This window comes from Yokenella regensburgei ATCC 49455 (genome assembly GCF_000735455.1).
Classification (GTDB): domain Bacteria; phylum Pseudomonadota; class Gammaproteobacteria; order Enterobacterales; family Enterobacteriaceae; genus Yokenella; species Yokenella regensburgei.
The window spans coordinates 35,436-55,862 of the sequence record NZ_JMPS01000066.1; the positions used below are offsets into that span (position 1 = coordinate 35,436).

Consider the following 20,427-nt stretch of genomic DNA (forward strand, 5'->3'; position numbering starts at 1 on the left):
CTATTCGTTCACCGTTTCGGGAGTACGACGGGAGAAACGCGCCCCAAGTCTGTCGAAGAACAGATACACCACCGGGGTAGTGTAGAGCGTTAACAGCTGGCTCATCACCAGCCCGCCGACAATGGTTATCCCCAGCGGTTGACGCAGCTCTGAGCCATCTCCGGCGGAGAGCACCAGCGGCAGGGCACCAAACAGCGCCGCCAGGGTCGTCATCATGATCGGGCGAAAACGCAGCAGGCAGGCCTGGAAGATGGCTTCTTCCGGGGTGATGTTGCCGGTGCGCTGGGCCTCAAGCGCAAAGTCCACCATCATTATCGCGTTCTTCTTCACTATCCCTATCAACAGCATGATGCCGATAAGCGCAATCAGGCTGAACGGCGCGCCGAACAGCTCCAGCGCCAGCAGCGCACCAACCCCCGCCGAGGGCAGGGTAGAGAGGATTGTCAGCGGGTGGACGTAGCTTTCATACAGTATCCCAAGCACGATATACACCGTGGCAATGGCGGCGAGAATTAAGATCACCTGAGATTTCATGGTGTCCTGGAACACCTGCGCAGTACCGGCGAAACTGCCGCGCACGCTCGACGGCACGCCGAGCTGGGTCATCGTCCGTTCAATGGCGGTGGTAGCATCCGAAAGCGATTTCCCGGTCGGCAGGTTGAAAGAGACCGTCGACGCCGCCGACAGCCCCTGATGGTTGACCGACAGCGGCGCGTTGGCCGGTTGCCAGCGGGCAAACGAGGAAAGCGGAATGGATTTACCTTCGCTGTTAATCACAAACATTTTATCCAGGGCACTGATGTCCTGGGTATAAACCGGATCGACTTCCATCACCACTTTGTACTGGTTAAGTGGCTGATAGATAGTGGATATCTGCCGCTGGCCGAAGGCGTTATTCAGCAGGCTGTTGGCCGCCTCCACGCTGATGCCGAGCCGTGACATGGTGTCACGGTCATACACCAGATCCATCTCGGCGCCGTTGTCCTGCTGGTCAGAACTGACGTCCGCCAGATCCGGCAGGGCCGACAGCGCCCGGGTGATTTTCGGCTCCCACTCGCGCAGGGCGCTTAAATCATCCGACAGCAACGTGTACTGGTAGCTGGCGTTCGCCTGGCGTCCGCCCACGCGAATATCCTGCACCGCCATTAAAAACAGGCTGGCGCCCGGCTCTTTCACCAGTTTTTTACGCAGGCGGTCAATAATCTGCTGGGCCGACAAATGCCGCTGGTCGCGCGGCTTGAGGGTGATAAACATCATCCCGCTGTTCACCCGCGAGCCCCCGGTAAAGCCGGTGACGTTATCCACCGCCGGATCGTCGCGGATGATTTTCATAAAGTCCTGCAGCTTGCCGCGCATCGCCTGGAAGGAGATGCTCTGGTCGGCCTGGATCCCGCCAATCAGTACCCCGGTATCCTGCTCCGGAAAGAAGGTTTTTGGGATAGCGATGTACAGCCACACGTTGAGCGCGATGGTGCCAAGCAGCACCACGCCAACCAGCCGCGTATGGTTAAGCACCCATTTCAACGAGCGCCCGTAAGCGCCGGTGAGCGCCACCAGCAGGCGACCAAAGCCGCGGTTGCGGGTCGGCTGGTGGGCGTTGCGGCCTTTCAGCATCCAGCCGCACATCATCGGTGTGAGGGTCAGCGATACTGCAAGTGAAATACCGATGGCAACGGAAAGGGTCACCGCAAACTCGCGCAATAACCGCCCCGGCAGACCGCTCATCAACAGCAGCGGCAGGAACACGGCCACCAGCGACAGGCTCATCGACAGCACGGTGAAGCCAACTTCACGGCTCCCCTGCAGCGCTGCCTGCATCGGCTTCATCCCGGCTTCAATATGGCGGGAGATGTTCTCCAGCACCACGATGGCATCATCGACCACAAAACCGGTGGCAATGGTCAGCGCCATCAGCGACAAATTGTTGAGGCTGAAATCGCACAGATACATCGCCGCAAAGGTGCCAATCAGCGACACCGGTACCGCCACCGCGGGAATGAGCGTCGCTCTGCCGGATCGCAGGAACAGGAATACCACGAGAATGACCAGCCCCACCGAAATCACCAGCGTCTGCTCAACTTCTGCCAGCGAAGCGCGGATGGTCGGGGAGCGGTCCTGAGCAATCTGTAAATCGATGGCCGCCGGAATGGTTGCCTTCAGCTCCGGCAGGCGGGCGCGGATGGCGTCAACGGTCTGGATGATGTTGGCTTCCGGCAATTTGCGGATCATCAGTAGGATCGCCGGCTTAGCGTTGGTCATCCCGGCGTTACGCACGTCCTGCACCGAGTCGCTGACCGTGGCGACATCGCTGAGGCGAACGGCCGCTCCGTCGTTGTAGTGGACAATCAGCGGCTGATACTCACTGGCTTTTTTCAGCTCATCATTCGTGGCGAGCTGGAAGCGTTGGGAGGCATCGTCGATGGCACCCTGTGGATTACGCACGTTAGCGTTGGTAATAGCCGTGCGGACATCGTCGAGCGACACGCCCTGGTTAAACAGCGCCTGTGGATTGAGATCGACCCGCACCGCCGGGAGCGAACTGCCGCCGATATCGACATCACCGACGCCGCTTATCTGTGAAATGGTCTGCGCCAGCTGGGTGGAGGCAAAGTCGTACAGCTCGCCCTGGGAGTAGGTATCGGACGTCAGGGTCAGGATCATCACCGGCGCATCGGAAGGGTTGGCCTTACGATAGGTCGGACGGCTTGGCATACCGGTCGGCAGCAGGCTCTGCGCGGCGTTGATCGCCGCCTGCACGTCGCGGGCAGCACCGTTGATGTCGCGGGTAAGATCGAACTGCAAAATAATACGCGTGCTGCCAAGCGAGCTCATGGAGGTCATTTCATTGACCCCGGCAATGCGCCCGAGCGAGCGCTCCAGCGGTGTGGCCACCGACGAGGCCATGGTCTCTGGTGCCGCGCCCGGCAGCGAGGCGCTGATCATGATGACCGGGTAATCCACCTGCGGGAGCGGGGCGACCGGCAGCAGCCGGAACCCCAGCACGCCGCAGAGGGTGATGGCGAGTGAGATCAGGATTGTCGCCACCGGGCGGTAAATGAAGAGGGCGAAAAACTTCACTTACGCCTCCTCTTCACGCTTCGGGAAGCGGCTTTTCAGGTACAGCGACAGACGGTCGAACAGCAGGTAAATCACCGGGGTGGTGAACAGTGTTAATACCTGGCTGACCAGCAGACCGCCGACCATGCCGATCCCCAGCGGGCGGCGCAGCTCTGCGCCGACGCCGGTGCTGAGCATCAGCGGCAGCGCACCGAGGAGGGCGGCAAGCGTGGTCATCAGGATCGGGCGAAAACGCAGCAGACAGGCCTGATAGATGGCCTCACGCGGCGGCATACCCTGTTCACGCTCGGCGGCAAGCGCGAAGTCGATCATCATGATGGCGTTTTTCTTAACGATACCGATAAGCAAAATTATCCCGATGATGGCGATAACGTCGAGCTCGCTGCCGGAGATCATGAGCGCCAGCAGGGCTCCGACTCCGGCAGTCGGCAGCGTCGAGAGAATAGTTATCGGATGGATAAAGCTCTCATACAGCACGCCGAGCACGATATACATCGCCACAATGGCCGCTACGACAAGCCAGACGGTACTGCCAAGCGCCGACTGGAAGGCGAGCGAACTGCCCTGGAACTCGGTACGAATATCGGCCGGCAGGTTCAGGGTCTTCTCGGCGTTCAGAATGGCATCTACCGCTTCGCCAAGCGATGCGTTCTGCGCCACGTTGAAGGAAATAGTGGTCACCGGGAACTGGTCGAGGTGGTTAATCGACAGCGGGGTAAAGCGCTGCTCCACTTTAGCAATGGCGTTCAGCGGGACAATACCGCCGCTGCTGCTGGTCAAACGAATATTATCGAGCGCCGACAGCCCTGGCGTTTCGCGGGTGTCGTGCTCCAGCACAACCCGGTACTGGTTTGCCTGGGTGTAGATGGTGGAAATAAGTCGTTGTCCAAAAGCGTTATACAGGGCGTTATCGACGTCTGCCATGGTGATGCCAAGACGGCTGGCGCTGTCGCGGTCGACGTTAACATAGGCCTCGAGTCCTTTATCCTGCCAGTCGCTGCTGACGTCGGAGATCTGCGGTAGCGCCTGTAGCTGCGCCATCAGTTGCGGAACCCAGGTACTCAGCGCATCCAGTGAGTTGGCCTGCAGCGTGAACTGATACTGAGTGCGGCTGACGGTGGTGTCGATGGTCAGATCCTGCGTTGGCTGCAAATACAGGTCAACGCCGGGAACCCGGTCAACCGACTGTTGCAGACGGCGGATAACCGTCTGTACCCGGTCGTCGCGATCGCTCAGTGGTTTAAGGTTTATCTGTAGCCGTGCGCTGTTGAGCGTTGGGTTGGTGCCATCGACCCCCACAAAGCTGGTCATGCTGGCCACCGCGGGATCTTTAAGAATGATATCCGCCACCTGCTGCTGGCGCTGAGCCATGCTGGCAAACGACGCTGACTGCGGCGCCTGCAGCGTGCCCTGAATGATGCCGTTGTCCTGTATCGGGAAAAAGCCTTTCGGAATAAATACCCACAGCAGAATGGACAGTGCCAGCGTGCTGAGCGCCACGCCGAGCGTCAGCCACGGGTGATTCAGTACCTTCGCGAGCCAGCGACCATAGCCCGCAATAACCCGCTCAAAGAAACGTTCGCTCGCCTGAGAAAAACGGTTCTGTTTACGCAGCGATTCGTGGCTCAGCATGCGGGCACACATCATCGGGGTCAGGGTCAGCGAAACAATCGCCGAAATGAGGATTGCGACCGCGAGGGTGACCGCAAATTCGCGGAACAGACGGCCCACAATATCGCCCATAAACAGCAGTGGGATCAGTACCGCAATCAGCGAGAAGGTCAGCGAGATAATCGTAAAACCGATCTCTCCGGCACCTTTCAGCGCCGCCGTCAGCGGTTTTTCGCCTTTTTCGATATAGCGGGAAATGTTCTCGATGACCACGATAGCATCGTCAACCACGAATCCGGTGGCGATGGTCAGCGCCATCAGCGTCAGGTTGTTGATGGAGAAGTCGAGGAACACCATCACCGCGAAGGTGCCCACCAGCGACAGCGGTACCGCGACGGCCGGAATAATGGTGGCGGGCACGTTGCGCAGGAACAGATAGATAATCATCACCACCAGGGCAATCGCCAGCATCAGCTCGAACTGGGTGTCGTTAACCGACGCGCGAATGTTGGTGGTACGGTCGGAAAGCACCTTCACGGTCACCGATTTCGGCAGGCTCTCGGTGAGCTGCGGCAGCATCTGACGAATACTGTCGGCGGTGTTGATGATGTTAGCCCCCGGCTGGCGCTGTACGTTCATCACGATAGCCTGTTGGCGGTTCGCCCATGCGCCGAGCCAGCTGTTTTCTGCCCCTTGTTCAATGGTTGCGACGTCGCCCAGGCGTACCGGTGCGCCGTTCTGATAAGCAATAATCAGTTTGCGATAGTCTTCCGCCGACTGCATTTGATCGTTGGCGGAGAGCGTGACCGCGCGCGCCGGGCCGTCGAGGCTACCTTTCGCCGAGTTGACGTTAGCGTTAGTAATCGCAGTGCGGATGGTTTCGCTGGTTAAGCCGAGGGCGGCAATCGCCTGGGCATTGAGCTTCACGCGGACCGCCGGACGCTGACCACCGGCAAGCGTTACCAGACCCACGCCGCTGACCTGGGAAATCTTCTGCGCGACCCGGGTTTCCACCATGTCTTCGACCTGGGTCATCGGGATCGCCGTGGAGGTGACCGCGAGCGTCATGATAGGCGGATCGGCCGGGTTAACCTTGCTGTAGATGGGTGGGTTCGGCAGGTCAGACGGCAGCAGGTTGGTGGCGGCGTTAATCGCGGCCTGCACCTCCTGTTCGGCAACGTCCAGCGACAGGGCCAGCTGGAATTGCAGCGTCACCACCGAGGCTCCACCGGAGCTTTGGGAAGACATCTGCTTCAGGCCAGACATCTGACCGAACTGACGCTCCAGAGGAGCTGTCACCGAGGAGGTCATGACATCCGGGCTGGCACCAGGGTACAGCGTGATGACCTGAATGGTCGGGTAATCGACCTCTGGCAGGGCAGAGACCGGCAGAAAGCGGTAACCGATGATCCCGGCAAGCAGGATAGCCACCATCAAAAGCGTAGTGGCGACAGGACGCAGAATGAACAGGCGGGACGGGCCGCCGGTGCTGTCCGGGGGTAATACGTGCATCAGGAACGTGCTCCCTTATCCGCTGCTCCCTGCGCTGGCGTTTTCTGTTCAGGGGTTGCCGTGGCGCTGTGGGCTTCAACCACTTCCACTTTTGCACCTTCGGTCAGACGATCGATACCGTCGGTCACTACGCGTTCACCGGCGGAAAGCCCGGCGCTAATCACCACCTTCTGGCTATTCTGGATCCCCGGCGTCACGCTGTGCTTGCTGACCTTATTGTCGCTGTTAAGCACCCAGACGAAGTTTCCTTCGTTACCCATCTGCAGCGCAGCGGTGGGGATGACGACCGCATTCTGCTCGGTATCTACCAGCAGGCGGGCGTTCACGAACTGATTGGGGAACAGGGCGTCGTCCTGGTTATCAAAGCGAGCTTTCAGCTTGATGGTGCCGGTAGTGGTATCAATCTGGTTATCAAGACTCAGCAACGTTCCGCTGCTGAGCTTCTGTTTGTTGGTACGGTCCCAGGCTTCTACCGTCAGGGTTTTCCCGGCTTTTTGTGCGCTCACGATGGTCGCGATATTGCTCTCTGCAAGCGTAAAGACCAGATCGATGGGATGCGTCTGGGTCAACACCACAATACCGGTGGTATCGCTGGTGGAAATCTGGTTGCCAATATCTACCTGCTTCAGGCCGACGCGGCCATCAATGGGGGCCGTAATGCGCGTCCAGTCGAGCTGCAGCTGCGCGCTGGCAACGCTTGCCTGATCGGCTTTGATCGTGCCTTCGGTTTCACTGACCAGCGATTGTTGGGTGTCGAGCTCCTGACGTGAAATCAGGTTGGTTTTCACCAGTTGCTGATAGCGCGCCAGATCGCGACGGGCGTTGGCCAGGGTGGCGTTATCTTTTGCGAGCTGCCCCTGAGCCTGTGCCAGCGCTACTTTGAACTGGCTGGGATCGATTTCGGCAAGCAGCGCACCGGCTTTCACCTGCTGCCCTTCCTGGAAGTTGATAGTCATAAGCTGACCGTCGACGCGACTGCGCACCGTCACGGTATTGGCAGCGGTTATGGTGCCAAGGCCGGTGAGATAGCGGGGAACGGCTTCACTGGTGGCCGTCGCGGCCTGAACGGGGGCGAGTGCCGCGCCAAAGCGGCCGCCATGACGACCGGCAGACGCACTTTTCCCAGGCGCCGCGGCAGTAGTGTTTTCCGCAGGGCTACGGCTCTGCCAGTACCAGACGGCAGCAAGCACCACAGCAATCACCGCAATGGCGGCTCCCCAGCGGGTTTTATGACTGGCTTTCATAGTCTTTCGTATCTCATCCTGAAACGTTGCAGCGATGATACTAGTTTAGTCAGCTAACTCAGCGAAAAAATGGAGGAAATATGAAAGACGGTCTGGAATCGTCTGAGAACAGCTTTTTACGAGGAGGTTCGCAAGCCTGAAGGAAAGGCGTTCGGTATAAATTCGGGGCGCGGTAAAGTGCGTAACGGCAAGGAGGTCGGGCTGGAAAGGATTTCAGCAAAGGGCTGAAACGGGAAAGCCCCTCCCGAGGAAGGGGCTAACAGAAGGAAAGGGCATATGATGAAGTTAGTCATCATACTGGTGATACTCTTAGTCATAAGTTTCGCAGCTTACTAAGACACCAGGGGGAGGATAATTCCTCCCTTTCCCTTGTACCTTCCACGTTAGGACGAAAAAGCAGCGGAGTCAATCCCCGCTTTTTCGAGGTTGCTCGCGATTTCAGGCAAACACGACCTGAGCCCAGCGGGCAAGACCGGCGGTAACGGAACCGAAGTCGTCACCACCCGCAATCTCAATCCCCGGCAGCTGTTCGCTGAGCGCTTTACGAATAAGCGGCGAGCGGGCGCTCCCCCCGGTCAGGTAAATGACGTCCGGGCGCTCTTTACCGTTATCAAGGGCGAGCTGCACCTGCTCGAGGATGCGCGCCAGCGGCTGATTCAGCGCGCTCTCAAGCCCCATCTGGTTGATATCGGTGGCAAGACCTGCGCTGATGAACGGGAGCTCGGCGGTACAGGCTTCACGCCCGGAGAGGGCAATTTTGCTCTCCTCGGCGCTGCGCACCAGCCGGTAGCTGAGACGCTGCTGCCAGACCTTCAGCAGATGCGCCACCTTATCGGCATCCCGCGCGTCACGAATCATATCGCGCAGGGCGCGACCGTTGGCGGTGCTGTAAAAATCGCTTTGGGCTGGTACGTCGTTAATCGCAACCGCGTTCCACCATGGGAGGACCGGCAGGGCGATCCCTTTTTCGGTGTCACCCCCCATACCGAGCAGCGGCATCAGGCATTTAAACGCCAGGGCGATATCCAGATCGTTACCGCCGATACGACAACCGCTGTGGCCCAGCAGGCTGTGCTCACGGTCGCGACGATTTCGCCACTGCGGCCCCATCAACAGCAGCGAGCAGTCGGTGGTACCACCGCCGATATCCACCACCAGTACGCGTTTTTCTTCGGTCAGCGTGGCCTCGAAATCAAGCCCCGCCGCGACCGGTTCGTACTGGAAGATAACGTCACGGAAACCCGCGCGATGTGCGGCACGTTCGAGGATCCCCTGAGCCTGCTGGTTGGCCTCATCACCGCCCAGCCCCTGGAAGTTGATCGGACGGCCAATCACCGCCTGGTCAATGCTTTCCGGCAGCTGCGCCTGCGCCTGCTGGCGAATATGCAGCATCATGGCGCAGACCAGATCTTCAAACAGAGCTACCTGCTGTGGCTTCAGGCCGCTGGCACCGAGGAACGACTTCGGTGATTTAACGAACCAGACCTCTTCCGGGTCATCCATATACTGCTTCAGCGACGACAAACCAAACTGCACGCTGTTGCTGAGCACCTCGATATCCTCATCGCGGTTGTAGCTGATAGCCCGGCGCAGCAGTGCCTGCGTCTCATCGGCGGTGGCAGGCACGTCGTGATGACGGTACAGCCATTCGCTAATCGCTTCACGCGTGGGAGCGCACAACATTGACGGCAGCAGGGTGCTGCCATTTTCCATGGTTAACAGCTGCGGTTGACCATCGCGCATGACCGCGACGGAGCAGTTGGCTGTTCCATAATCAAAACCAATAAACATGTCACTATCCCCATGCCAGTGAAGAAGGGGGGCGACTTTAGCGGATTGCGGCACGCACGACAACTGCAACGTGAGGGAGGGTGAATATAAAAGCAAAGCGTTTTCCCGTGCGGCCCGTTATGCTTGAGCGACTGACGGAGGAGCGAATATGTACACATTGCGCTGGCAGCCCCCCTATGACTGGGCATGGATGTTTGGCTTTCTGGAAATGCGTGCCGTAGAAGGCGTTGAGGTGTTCAGCGACGGGCGCTACATGCGCAGTTTCTCGCTCGATGGCCACCGCGGGTTAATTACACTCGAACCGGACGACGCCGCGCATTTGCTGCGAGTGACCTTGAGCGAAGGGCTGCATCCGGTGGCAACGGAATGTCTGGTGCGTATTGCGCAGCTGTTCGATCTCCACTGTGAGCCGCAGAAGGTGGCACAGGCGCTGGGAACGCTTGGCGAAGCACGTCCCGGTCTGCGCCTGCCTGGGGCAATGGATGCGTTTGAACAGGGCGTTCGCGCGATCCTCGGGCAACTGGTGAGCGTGGCGATGGCGGCGAAGCTTGCCGGTAAAGTGGTGCAGCTGTGCGGTGATGCTCTGGAAGAGGCGCCGGGTTTTTACTGCTTCCCCACGCCGGAACAGTTGGTGAAGGCCGATCCGCTGGCGTTAAAGGCGCTCGGGATGCCGGTGAAAAGGGCAGAAGCGCTTATCCATCTGGCGCAGGCGGCGCTTTCCGGTGCGCTGCCTTTGCGAGCGCCTGCCGATGTGGAGCTGGCGATGAAAACCCTGCAAACTTTTCCGGGGATTGGCCGCTGGACGGCTAACTACTTTGCTCTGCGCGGCTGGCAGGCGAAGGATGTGTTTCTACCGGATGATTATCTTATCAAGCAGCGTTTCCCCGGCATGACCCCCGCGCAAATCCGTCGCTACGCTGAACGCTGGCAGCCCTGGCGCTCCTATGCGCTGCTGCACATCTGGTACACCGAGGGCTGGGTACCCGACGTTAGTTGATGGCGAAATAGCTGCTGCTGAGCACCAGCTCCAGCGGCTGATTTTGCGCAATGGTGTCGCCGTAGATCATGTCGATGCCAATGCCGGAGAGCGTATCCATGACCAGCGACTCGTTCGTTGGTCCGGCAATGGTTTTCATCCCCAGACGGTGCGTGTGCCCCTGGATGATCGTCACCAGCATCTCATCCATCAGATTGAGATGCACATTCAGAATGGTGTCGGGATCCAGCAGGACATAGTCGGCCATTTCCGGCGTCAGCTGGTTAAAGACCTCCAGATCCTGCCCTATGTGATTGAGGATAATTTTGCATCCTGCTTCGCGCAGGCGGCCGATGCCCTGGCGAACCAGGGTTTCTTCACTGAGCATCACTTCGCTGTCGATAATAAAATGCAGCAGCCGGGCAGGGATCTGGCGCTGGTTCAGCTGGTTCAGCAAATCGTCAATCAGCGCCGGGCGCGCCAGGCCGGCAGTAGAAAGCGACAGCGCAACGCTGATGCCTTTTGCCGCCACTTTGGCTGACCAGTCGTGGAAAAACAGCTGCAATACACGGCTATCAAGCGCCCGCAGCTGCTCGCTCTCCGTCAGGCCCTGGCGGAACGCGCGCTCTTCCACCATATCGCCTTCGCTGGTCCACAGACGCAGCGACAACAGCCAGAAATGACTCGCCTCCGGTACACGCGGTGAAGCCACGCTGCGCGCCATGAAGACCAGGTGATTGTCTTTGATGATGTGCCACTTCTCTTCCTGCGACATCATGCTGCGCGGCACCAGGTTCTCCTGCTGAGGCGAATAGACCGTGACCATGCCGCGGCCGTTATTTTTCGAGGCATAGCAGGCTATATCCGCCTGCGACATCACTTCTGTTGCAAGATTATTATTCTCATCGATGAGGGTTATCCCGGCGCTGGCACCGATACGGTGGTGCTGGCCCTCCCACAGGAAGTGATAATCATTGATAGCTTTGATAATGCGTCCGGAGATATAGCGGGCGCTCTCAATATTACAGTCTGGCAGCAGCAAACCGAACTCATCGCCGCCGAGGCGTGCTAATACATCGCTGGTACGCAGCATGTTGAGCATCAGCGCCGAGAGCTCACGCAGCAGGGCATCACCGGCGGCGTGGCCCGCCGTGTCGTTGACCGCTTTAAAGCGATCGAGATCGATAAATACCAGCGCGTGCCGCTGGTGGTTCTCATAAACCGTATGCAGAAGCCGTTTCAGATGGCTTTCGAAGCTGACGCGGTTGGCAAGCTGGGTCAGCGCATCATGAGAAGCGCTGTAGGTCAGCTGGCGCAGCATTTTGCGCGACTCGCTTACGTCCTGGATAACCAGCACCGAACCGATATTTTGCCCGTCCAGGGTGCTGAGAGGGGTAATGCTGTAATGAATGTCGAAGCTACCGCCGTTGCGGCAGTGCAGGACCAGATCCTGTTCAATATCAGAGCGAGAGAAGTCGCCGCTGTAGATATTCTCCATCATCGGGCCTGCGTCACCGAAGGTAATACGCAGTACGTTCAGCAGCGGCTGACGCAGCGCCTGCTCCTGGCTCCAGCCGCTCATTTTTTCCGCCACCGGGTTCATAAAGGTGACGTTCATCTCCACGTCGGTACAAAGCACCGCTTCGCCGATGGAGTCGAGGGTGATGTGTAAACGCTCTTTCTCCTGGAACAGGGCCTCGTTCAGCTGTTTAACCTCGGTCATATCCATATTGATACCGAGCAGGCGCTCGACCTCGCCATTCTTATTCAGCACCCGGTTAGCGAGTGAACGAATGTGGCGTACGCCGTCCCGGGCGTGAATACGGAACTCGAGCTTAAACGGCGAGCGGTTGCTCAGTGCGTTACGGATGGTACTTTCTGCATGGTCACGATCGTCTTCCACCACGCAGTTGTACCACAGTTCCCAGGTCGGCTTGAGATGTGAAGGCACGTCGTAAAGCTCAAACATGCGTTTATCCCAGCTGATCACATCCGGTTCGAGCTCCCATTCCCAGATGCCGATGCCCCCGGCCTCATTGGCGAGAGTGATGCGCTCCATCAGCCGTTTATTGACCCACTCGGTATGTTTAAGATCGTTAATATCTTCGACCTGGGCGATAAAATAGATTGGTGTACCGTCGGCGTGGCGCACCAGAGAGACGGTCAGCATCGCCCACACTACATCTCCTTTGCGGGTGTAATAACGTTTTTCCAGCGAATAGCTTTGAATATCGCCGTTAACGAGCTGCTCGAGCTGCTCCAGGTCGCTGTTTAAATCTTCCGGCCAGGTCAACTGCTGGAAAGTGAGTGCGCGAAGCTCGTCCTGGGTATAGCCGAGGAAGCGGCACAGGGCTTTGTTCGCCTGAAGCCACTGCCCTTCGGTGCCAACCAGCGCCATGCCGATAGCGGAATACTCCATGGCGTTGCGAAAACGCTCTTCGCTCTCGGTGATGTGTTTGCGTTCTGAGCGGAACGCGTACATCACCATCGTCATCACGTTTGCCGGCAGCAGGATCATCAAAAACGGCATCCAGGCGGCGTTATCAAGCGCATACTGGTGCGGGGTTTCCAGAATCCCGGGGTTGGCGGCGATCAACAGCGAGACCATCATGACCGTGGAGAGGAAAATCAAAAACGCCTCCATGCGCGGCAGACGCACGGCGCTCCACATCAACAACACAATGATGCAGGTAAACGGCCAGGGGAGCCAAAGCATGGACAGACAGCTGAGCGCCAGCGTGACGGCAAGGGTCACCAGCGTTTCCAGTAATAGCCGCGGATCGCGGTGACGCAGTAAATAGTGGGGCTTAAACAGCAGCCCCAGCGGTACCAGGGCCAGCGCGCCGATGGCCTCGGAGAGTACCCAAATAAAGACCGACTCCAGCGGTCGTTCGCCCGGGAAGAACATCAGCAGCAGCAGGGCACCTACCAGCGGCGGCACAACGGCGCTGCCAAACGCGAGTCGTATCCAGTCGTTTAAATTTTGCAGCGGATTGTACATCGGCAGCAGTTTGCGCAGCAGCAGCGCGCCGACGACCGCTTCGATGATGTTGATGGTGGTGTAGCCCAGGTTCAGGGCTGTTGGAGGGAACAGGATGCTTGAGGCAAGCACATTGCCGAGCGAACACACCACCGCGATCCCCGGCCAGAACTTTCCGGCATGACGATAGAACGCCACCATCATCACTGAGGTTGGGAACCACAGCGGTGCCAGTGTCGCCCCGAAACGCGTCAGTTCGAGCGAGAAAAGGGTAAAGATAAAGGTTATCAACCCCAGACTGACGAGATGCAGTAAAGGGCGATTTGGAGCGACTAATACACGCTGGTAGGTTTTATTCATTAGCGCTTCATCCGCAATGCTTTCTCGCCAGGAGCAAGCCCGGACGTCTGTGGTGTTAATCTTACCCATTCTAATACAAACACTTTACAATTCCTGCAGTGGGCGCTCATATTTTGTCATTCTTAAGATATTAAACACTTACGCCGTGGAAAGTTCGCCAGGCCTGCTTTAAATGTAGACATAAAAATTTGCTATTAGTCAGTTATTGCGCGTTTGTGCACAGCCTGTGCGACTCGCCGTAAGCTTCACTGGTATCGCGGCGCTGAAATCCCTATAATTGCCGCGTTTGACGCCTCAGGCGTCGCCCTTCCAAATTTCCAGGTTAATCAGGTCGCAAAAATTTATGACTGATAAGTCTCATCAGTGCGTCATCGTAGGTATCGCAGGCGCATCTGCATCCGGTAAAAGTTTAATTGCCAGCACGCTTTACCGCGAATTACGTGAACAGGTTGGCGATGAGCACATCGGCGTCATTCCGGAAGACAGTTACTACAAAGACCAAAGCCATCTGTCGATGGAAGAACGTGTTAAAACCAACTATGACCATCCGAACGCGATGGATCACAACCTGCTGTTCCAGCATTTGCAGATGCTCAAACGCGGTAACCCGATTGAACTGCCGGTTTACAGCTACGTGGAACATACCCGCACTCAGCAAACCGTGCACGTTGAGCCGAAAAAAGTCATCATCCTTGAAGGTATTCTGCTGCTTACCGACGCGCGCCTGCGTGAAGAGATGAACTTCTCTATCTTCGTCGACACGCCGCTTGATATTTGCCTGATGCGCCGCATTAAGCGTGACGTCAACGAACGTGGACGTTCAATGGACTCGGTCATGGCACAATATCAGAAAACCGTGCGCCCGATGTTCCTGCAATTTATCGAACCTTCCAAACAGTATGCCGATATTATTGTGCCGCGCGGTGGGAAAAACCGTATTGCCATTGATATTCTGAAGGCAAAGATAAGTCAGTTTTTTGAATAACCCCCGCGAATTGTGTAACGTTCAAAGATAATCTGTTGAGCCCTTCTGCGCGAAAAGCGCAAGGGCTGACGCCGAAAGGAGACCGCGCATGCGTCTGTGTGACCGAGATATAGAAGCCTGGCTGGATGAAGGCCGCCTGTCGATAAACCCGCGTCCGCCGGTAGAACGCATCAACGGTGCGACGGTCGATGTTCGCCTCGGCAACAAATTCCGTACCTTTAGCGGCCATACGGCGGCGTTTATCGATCTCAGCGGACCGAAAGCAGAGGTGAGCGCAGCGCTTGAGCGCGTGATGAGCGAAGAGATTGTGCTGGCCGAAGGCGAAGCATTTTATCTGCATCCGGGCGAACTGGCGCTGGCGGTAACCTATGAATCTGTCACCTTACCGGCGGATCTGGTGGGCTGGCTTGATGGTCGCTCCTCGCTCGCGCGTCTTGGCCTGATGGTTCACGTGACGGCGCATCGTATCGATCCGGGCTGGTCCGGCTGTATCGTGCTGGAGTTCTACAACTCCGGTAAGCTGCCGCTGGCGCTGCGTCCGGGGATGCTCATTGGGGCACTGAGTTTTGAACCACTTTCCGGCCCGGCGGCGCGTCCGTACAACCGCCGTGAAGACGCCAAATATCGCAACCAGCAGGGTGCTGTTGCCAGTCGTATTGATAAAGACTAAGTCGATTCAGTCGGATTGAGGATGCCATGAGACGAGTTCTGACAACGCTGATGATCCTGCTGGTGGTGGTCGTCGCCGGCCTCACCGCGTTGGTGCTGTTGGTCAACCCTAACGATTTCCGCGCCTATATGGTGCGGCAGGTCGAAACGCGCAGCGGTTATCAACTGAACCTTGATGGTCCACTGCGCTGGCACGTCTGGCCGCAGCTCAGCATTCTCTCCGGACGTATGTCACTCACCGCGCCGGGTGCCAGCCAGCCGCTGGTTCGCGCTGAGAATATGCGTCTTGATGTGGCGCTGATGCCGCTTTTGTCGCACCAGCTGCAGGTGAAGCAGGTGATGCTCAAGGGCGCAGTGGTACAGCTGACCCCGGCGACCGAAGCCGTGCGGGGCCAGGATGCGCCCGTCGGGCCGAAAGATAACTCGCTGCCCGATGTCGCCGAAGATCGCGGCTGGTCGTTTGATATTGCCAGCCTGCAGGTGGCTGACAGCCTGCTGGTGTTCCAGCGCGCTAACGATGAACTGATTACCGTGCGTGATATCCGTCTGGAGATGGATCAGGACCGGCAGCACAAGGGCACCCTCGATTTCTCCGGTCGCATTACCCGCGATCAGCAGGATACCTCGCTCTCTTTTAGCGCTGACATTGATGGCAGCGATTACCCCCATTCACTGACCGCGAATCTGACGAAGCTGAACTGGCAGATGCAGGGCGCAGATCTTCCCACCCAGGGGATCAGCGGGCAGGGAAGCATGCAAGCGCAGTGGCTGGAAGATGAGAAGAAGCTCAGCTTCAGCAATCTGAAGCTGACCGCTAACGACAGCGCCGTCGCCGGAGATGCCAGCGTCGTACTGGCCGATAAGCCCGAGTGGCTGTTCAATCTGCAGTTCGACAAACTGGATCTGGATAACCTGCTGTCGCAGGGGGCTCCGGAAAATAATAACGGGACGAGCCAGCAGGCGCAGAGCCAGAGCACTCAGCCGCGACCGGTGATTGCCGACAGCAATCAGCAGTCGCCGTACAGTGCGCTGAAGGGCTACCAGGCGATGCTGAACCTGAAAGCAAACCAGGTGTTGTGGCGTGGAATGAACTTTACCAACGTCACCGGCAACCTCAGCAATCAGGCCGGGCTGCTGACCGTGTCTGAACTGCAGGGCGAACTCGGCGGCGGTAAAATGTCACTGCCCGGCACGCTGGACGCACGTAAGGATACCCCGCAGGCGGATTTCCAGCCGAAAATCGATAATATTGAGATTGGAACCATCCTCAAAGCCTTCGATTATCCGATCCAGCTCAGCGGCAAACTCAGCCTGGCGGGCGACTTCAGCGGCAGCAAAATTGACGCCGACGATTTCCGTCGCCACTGGCAGGGCAACGCCCACATCGAGCTGCTGAACTCCCGGGCAGAAGGGCTGAACTTCCAGCAGCTGGTGCAGCAGGCGGTTGAACGCAGCACCAACGTGCAGGCGAAGGAAAACCTCGATACCGCCACGACGCTTGATAAAACCTCCGTCGACCTCGAACTCGACAACGGTCAGCTGACGATGAGCAACATGGACGGTCAGTCCTCGCTGCTGGCTGTCACCGGTGGGGGCACCCTGGATCTGGTGAAAGAGCAGGGCGACATGCAGTTTAACGTGCGCGTTACCGATGGCTGGAAAGGCGACAGTAAGCTTGTGGAAACGCTGAAGAAAACCGCCGTTCCGCTGCGGGTTTATGGCCCATGGCAACAGCTGAGCTACAGTCTGCAGGTCGATCAGGTGCTGCGTAAGCAGCTGCAGGATGAGATGAAGCGTCGTCTTAACGACTGGGCAGAGCGTAATCAGGAGAGCCAGGGCGGCAAAGACGTGAAGAAGTTGCTCGATAAGCTTTAATCAGCAGACCAGATAAAAGGGCGGCCACTGGCCGCCCTTTTTGTTTCAGACCTGGTAATCCAGCGCATCTTCGGCCGGCGGGAATATCTGCACCCGCTGCACGCGGTGGTTCTCAACCGCTAACGTTTTCAGCACATAGCCACCGACGTTGACGCTTTCGCCCGGTGTCGGGACGCGCTGCAGATACTCCATCAACAGACCGGCAATGGTGTGGTATTCCCGTTTTTCATCGAGCGGTACCGGGACGTACTGCACCAGATCTTCAAGCGGCATATGACCGTTGGCCGTCCAGCTGCCGTCTGCATTTTTCTGGATATCGTGGCGGGCGTCGGTCTCCTGTGCTTCGTTAGGCAAATTGCCGGCGATGGTTTCCATCACGTCGCTCAGGGTGACAATACCTTCCACGGACCCAAACTCATCCACCACAAAGGCGAAGTGGGTGCGGGCGTTACGGAACTGCTCGAGTGCGGGCAGCAATGGCAGCGTTTCCGGGAATACCAGCGGCTGGCGTAACAGTACCCGCAGATTGAGTGGCTCGTGGCGCAGCGATTGCTGCAGCAGGTCGTTAACGTGCACCACACCAACCAGCTCTTCATCATGCTCGCCGCCGGTTACCACCAGACGGGTGTGCTGGTTCTTCTCAAGCAGTGCACGGATCTCACTCTCCGGCGCGCTGAGATCGATATGCTCAATATCATGCCTCGAGGTCATAATGCTGCTGACCGTACGCTGGTTGAGGTTCAGCACCCGCTCAATCATTTGCCGCTCTCGTGGGTCAAACAGTTCGCTGTCATCGTGGTCGGCAATCAGCGAAGCGGTTTGCGCATCCAGCTCGGCGTCCTCTTTTTGCCCGCTTAACAGCCGCATCACGGCTTCGGTCGTGCGGCTGCGCAGCGACTGATTGGCGGAGAGGAAACGGCGGCGGTTGAACATGGCGAGCTGGTTCAATGCTTCTATCATCACCGAGAAACCAATGGCGGCGTACAGGTACCCCTTCGGAATGTGGAAGCCGAAGCCGTCAGCAATCAGGCTAAAGCCAATCATCAGCAGGAAGCTCAGGCACAGGATTACAATCGTCGGGTGGCTGTTGACGAAGCGGGTCAGCGCTTTGCTGGCAAGCAGCATCAGGGCAATAGCGATGATGACCGCAGCCATCATCACCGCCAGATGGTCAACCATCCCGACGGCGGTGATCACCGAATCCAGTGAAAATACCGCGTCCAGCACCACAATCTGTGCCACCACGGCCCAGAATTTAGCCCCACGCCGCTGGGTGGGGTTCTCGCTGTCTTTTCCTTCGAGCCGTTCGTTAAGCTCTACGGTTGCTTTGAACAACAGGAACAGGCCACCGAACAGCATAATGAGATCGCGGGCGCTGAAGCTAAAGTCCCCGACGCTGAACAGCGGTTGCGTTAATGTCACCAGCCAGGAAATGGAGGCCAGCAGCAGCAGGCGCATCAGCATTGCCAGCATCAGGCCCGTGACGCGTGCGCGGTCCCGCTGGGCGGGGGGCAGTTTTTCCGCGAGGATGGCGATAAACACCAGGTTGTCTATACCTAACACCAGTTCGATGACAATAAGCGTCACCAGACCGGCCCAGATTGAGGGATCTGCTACCCATTCCATATGTGGATTAATGCCTTATGTCTGACCATTATTATCAGTAGTAGATCATGGATAATAGCGGCGCAAATTGCAATCTCTTCTTGCGATTATTCTTAATAGCTGATGGCGATAATCCGAAAATATAATCTTATTATTTCCGGGGTTAACGTTTATTTTCTTTAGGATAATAGCCAGGAATTATCTGTATTAGGTTAGATAACCTCTCTCTGTCAATATAAATATAATCCTAAAAACTCAGAAATTAGCGGTTAATATTATTCTTAAAATTTAATTTGTCGGAATTGTTGCCTTGCCTGCTATTGGCTTAGCTGTAACAATTCCAGACGCAATATCGGGATCATTATTTTATTTTCTTTTTTTAGAAGTCTGGGTCGGAAGCCAGGGGCGGTAGCGTGCCTGACGGCGCGGTGAATGGCTGAGATTATTCTGTCAATAGCCTGCGAGTAAACAGGCTCTCTTTTAGGATAGATGCCAATTATATTACGTTTCGATTAAATGCATCCTGCGGTTCGGGATAATGGGCTGGGACGTTTTATTTAATTCGAACAGGATAATTTTTTCTGCCATAGTGATAAATAATCAATGATGAATTGCAAACCAAAATTGATACCTTTGCTGGTGTCGGTAACCCTTATGAGCGGTTGCACGGTCTTTCCGGGCAGTAATATGTCGACCTTCGGTAAAGACGTTATCAAGCAGCAAGATGCTGACTTTGATATCGACCGAATGGTGAATGTTTATCCGCTGACCCCGCGACTGGTTGAGCAATTACGGCCACGGCCGAATGTGGCGCAACCCAATGCCTCGCTGGATCAGGAGTTAAACAATTACCAGTATCGGGTTGGCCCGGGAGATGTTCTGAACGTTACGGTCTGGGATCACCCGGAACTGACGACGCCGGCGGGGCAGTATCGTAGCTCCAGTGATACCGGGAACTGGGTCCAGCCAGACGGCACTATTTTCTACCCCTATGTCGGCAAAGTGAAAGTGGTCGGCAAAACCCTGTCGGAAATTCGTTCTGACATTACCTCACGGCTGGCGGCCTATATTAGCGATCCGCAGGTCGATGTGAACGTGGCCGCGTTCCGCTCACAGAAAGCCTACGTTTCCGGACAGGTCAACAAATCCGGGCAACAGGCGATCACCAACGTACCGCTGACCATTCTTGATGCGATAAATGCCGCAGGTGGCATGACCGATGCTGCCGACTGGCGCAACGTGGTGCTGACGCACAACGGTCGCGAGCAGCGGGTTTCTCTGCAGGCGCTGATGCAAAACGGCGATCTCAGCCAGAACCGTCTGCTCTATCCGGGCGATATCCTCTTTGTGCCGCGCAATGACGACCTGAAAGTCTTCGTGATGGGTGAAGTGAAGAAGCAGAGCACCCTCAAAATGGACTTCAGCGGTATGACGCTGACCGAAGCGCTGGGCCAGGCGGAAGGTCTCGACCTGACTTCGTCGAACGCCAGCGGCATTTTCGTTATCCGTCCGCTGCAGAAAGACAAGTCCGGCAAGATTGCCAGCGTTTATCAGCTTGATATGTCTGATGCGACTTCGCTTGTGATGGCGACCAACTTCGAGCTGCAGCCGTACGACGTGGTGTATGTGACAACCGCGCCAGTCACGCGCTGGAACCGTCTGATTAACCAACTTCTGCCAACCATCAGTAGCGTGCGTTACATGACGGATACGGCAAAAGACATCCATACGTGGTGATGCG

General features: G+C 57.2%; 12 protein-coding genes. 6 read left to right on the forward strand and 6 right to left on the reverse strand.

The features are described 5' to 3' along the window. Genes mdtC through GYRE_RS15605 form a run of 3 tightly spaced genes read right to left on the reverse strand, consistent with a single transcriptional unit; the run spans position 1 to position 7,445 of the window. On the reverse strand, positions 1-3,078 hold the full coding sequence (gene mdtC / locus GYRE_RS15595) for a multidrug efflux RND transporter permease subunit MdtC (RefSeq protein ID WP_038256463.1): 3,078 nt from the start codon (positions 3,076-3,078) through the stop codon (positions 1-3). Beyond that, positions 3,079-6,201: an MdtB/MuxB family multidrug efflux RND transporter permease subunit gene (locus tag GYRE_RS15600; RefSeq protein WP_006820780.1), complete on the reverse strand. Its 3,123-nt coding sequence runs from the start codon at positions 6,199-6,201 to the stop codon at positions 3,079-3,081. Then, the gene (locus GYRE_RS15605; protein ID WP_006820779.1) at positions 6,201-7,445 is read right to left on the reverse strand and encodes an MdtA/MuxA family multidrug efflux RND transporter periplasmic adaptor subunit; all 1,245 of its coding nucleotides are present in this window, start codon (positions 7,443-7,445) and stop codon (positions 6,201-6,203) included. Before GYRE_RS15605 ends, GYRE_RS15600 begins: the two co-directional genes overlap by 1 nt. 276 nt (positions 7,446-7,721) lie before the next feature. On the opposite strand from GYRE_RS15605, the gene GYRE_RS24565 reads away from it, so the two are divergent. After that, positions 7,722-7,781, forward strand: coding sequence for a type I toxin-antitoxin system Ibs family toxin (locus GYRE_RS24565; RefSeq protein WP_072062224.1), 60 nt, complete (start codon positions 7,722-7,724; stop codon positions 7,779-7,781). Between the two features lie 102 nt (positions 7,782-7,883). Here GYRE_RS24565 and yegD read toward each other — a convergent pair whose 3' ends face one another. Next, entirely contained in the window at positions 7,884-9,236 is a 1,353-nt protein-coding gene (gene yegD, locus GYRE_RS15610; protein ID WP_038256465.1) for a molecular chaperone, read from the reverse strand. A gap of 148 nt (positions 9,237-9,384) precedes the next feature. On the opposite strand from yegD, the gene alkA reads away from it, so the two are divergent. Next, the gene (gene alkA, locus GYRE_RS15615) at positions 9,385-10,233 is read left to right on the forward strand and encodes a DNA-3-methyladenine glycosylase 2 (RefSeq protein WP_038256467.1); all 849 of its coding nucleotides are present in this window, start codon (positions 9,385-9,387) and stop codon (positions 10,231-10,233) included. Here alkA and GYRE_RS15620 read toward each other — a convergent pair. Beyond that, on the reverse strand, positions 10,226-13,552 hold the full coding sequence (locus tag GYRE_RS15620) for a diguanylate cyclase (protein ID WP_038256496.1): 3,327 nt from the start codon (positions 13,550-13,552) through the stop codon (positions 10,226-10,228). The genes alkA and GYRE_RS15620 overlap by 8 nt on opposite strands. Positions 13,553-13,895: 343 nt before the next feature. On the opposite strand from GYRE_RS15620, the gene udk reads away from it, so the two are divergent. From udk to asmA, 3 genes are all read left to right on the forward strand, one after another. Next, positions 13,896-14,537 (forward strand): uridine kinase, encoded by a 642-nt coding sequence (udk, locus tag GYRE_RS15625; RefSeq protein WP_006820774.1) that lies wholly within the window; start codon positions 13,896-13,898, stop codon positions 14,535-14,537. Positions 14,538-14,625: 88 nt separating this feature from the next. Continuing rightward, a complete protein-coding gene (dcd, locus tag GYRE_RS15630) occupies positions 14,626-15,207 on the forward strand; it encodes a dCTP deaminase (RefSeq protein ID WP_006820773.1) in 582 nt (193 codons plus the stop codon). A gap of 26 nt (positions 15,208-15,233) precedes the next feature. After that, on the forward strand, positions 15,234-17,081 hold the full coding sequence (gene asmA / locus GYRE_RS15635) for an outer membrane assembly protein AsmA (protein ID WP_038256469.1): 1,848 nt from the start codon (positions 15,234-15,236) through the stop codon (positions 17,079-17,081). A 45-nt stretch (positions 17,082-17,126) separates the two neighbouring features. On the opposite strand, the gene GYRE_RS15640 is transcribed toward asmA, so the two are convergent. Continuing rightward, on the reverse strand, positions 17,127-18,707 hold the full coding sequence (locus GYRE_RS15640) for a TerC family protein (RefSeq protein ID WP_006820770.1): 1,581 nt from the start codon (positions 18,705-18,707) through the stop codon (positions 17,127-17,129). Between the two features lie 582 nt (positions 18,708-19,289). Here GYRE_RS15640 and GYRE_RS15645 point away from each other — a divergent pair. After that, positions 19,290-20,423, forward strand: coding sequence for a polysaccharide export protein (locus GYRE_RS15645; protein ID WP_006820769.1), 1,134 nt, complete (start codon positions 19,290-19,292; stop codon positions 20,421-20,423). Positions 20,424-20,427 lie beyond the last annotated feature (4 nt).

Excerpts from the sequence above, each read along its gene's own strand:
- GYRE_RS15600 (WP_006820780.1), bottom strand. The coding sequence starts at position 6,201 with ATGCACGTATTACCCCCGGACAGCACCGGCGGCCCGTCCCGCCTGTTC.
- asmA (WP_038256469.1), top strand. The coding sequence starts at position 15,234 with ATGAGACGAGTTCTGACAACGCTGATGATCCTGCTGGTGGTGGTCGTC.
- alkA (WP_038256467.1), top strand. The coding sequence starts at position 9,385 with ATGTACACATTGCGCTGGCAGCCCCCCTATGACTGGGCATGGATGTTT.
- GYRE_RS15605 (WP_006820779.1), bottom strand. The coding sequence starts at position 7,445 with ATGAAAGCCAGTCATAAAACCCGCTGGGGAGCCGCCATTGCGGTGATT.
- GYRE_RS15640 (WP_006820770.1), bottom strand. The coding sequence starts at position 18,707 with ATGGAATGGGTAGCAGATCCCTCAATCTGGGCCGGTCTGGTGACGCTT.
- udk (WP_006820774.1), top strand. The coding sequence starts at position 13,896 with ATGACTGATAAGTCTCATCAGTGCGTCATCGTAGGTATCGCAGGCGCA.
- GYRE_RS15620 (WP_038256496.1), bottom strand. The coding sequence starts at position 13,552 with ATGAATAAAACCTACCAGCGTGTATTAGTCGCTCCAAATCGCCCTTTA.
- yegD (WP_038256465.1), bottom strand. The coding sequence starts at position 9,236 with ATGTTTATTGGTTTTGATTATGGAACAGCCAACTGCTCCGTCGCGGTC.
- dcd (WP_006820773.1), top strand. The coding sequence starts at position 14,626 with ATGCGTCTGTGTGACCGAGATATAGAAGCCTGGCTGGATGAAGGCCGC.
- GYRE_RS15645 (WP_006820769.1), top strand. The coding sequence starts at position 19,290 with ATGATGAATTGCAAACCAAAATTGATACCTTTGCTGGTGTCGGTAACC.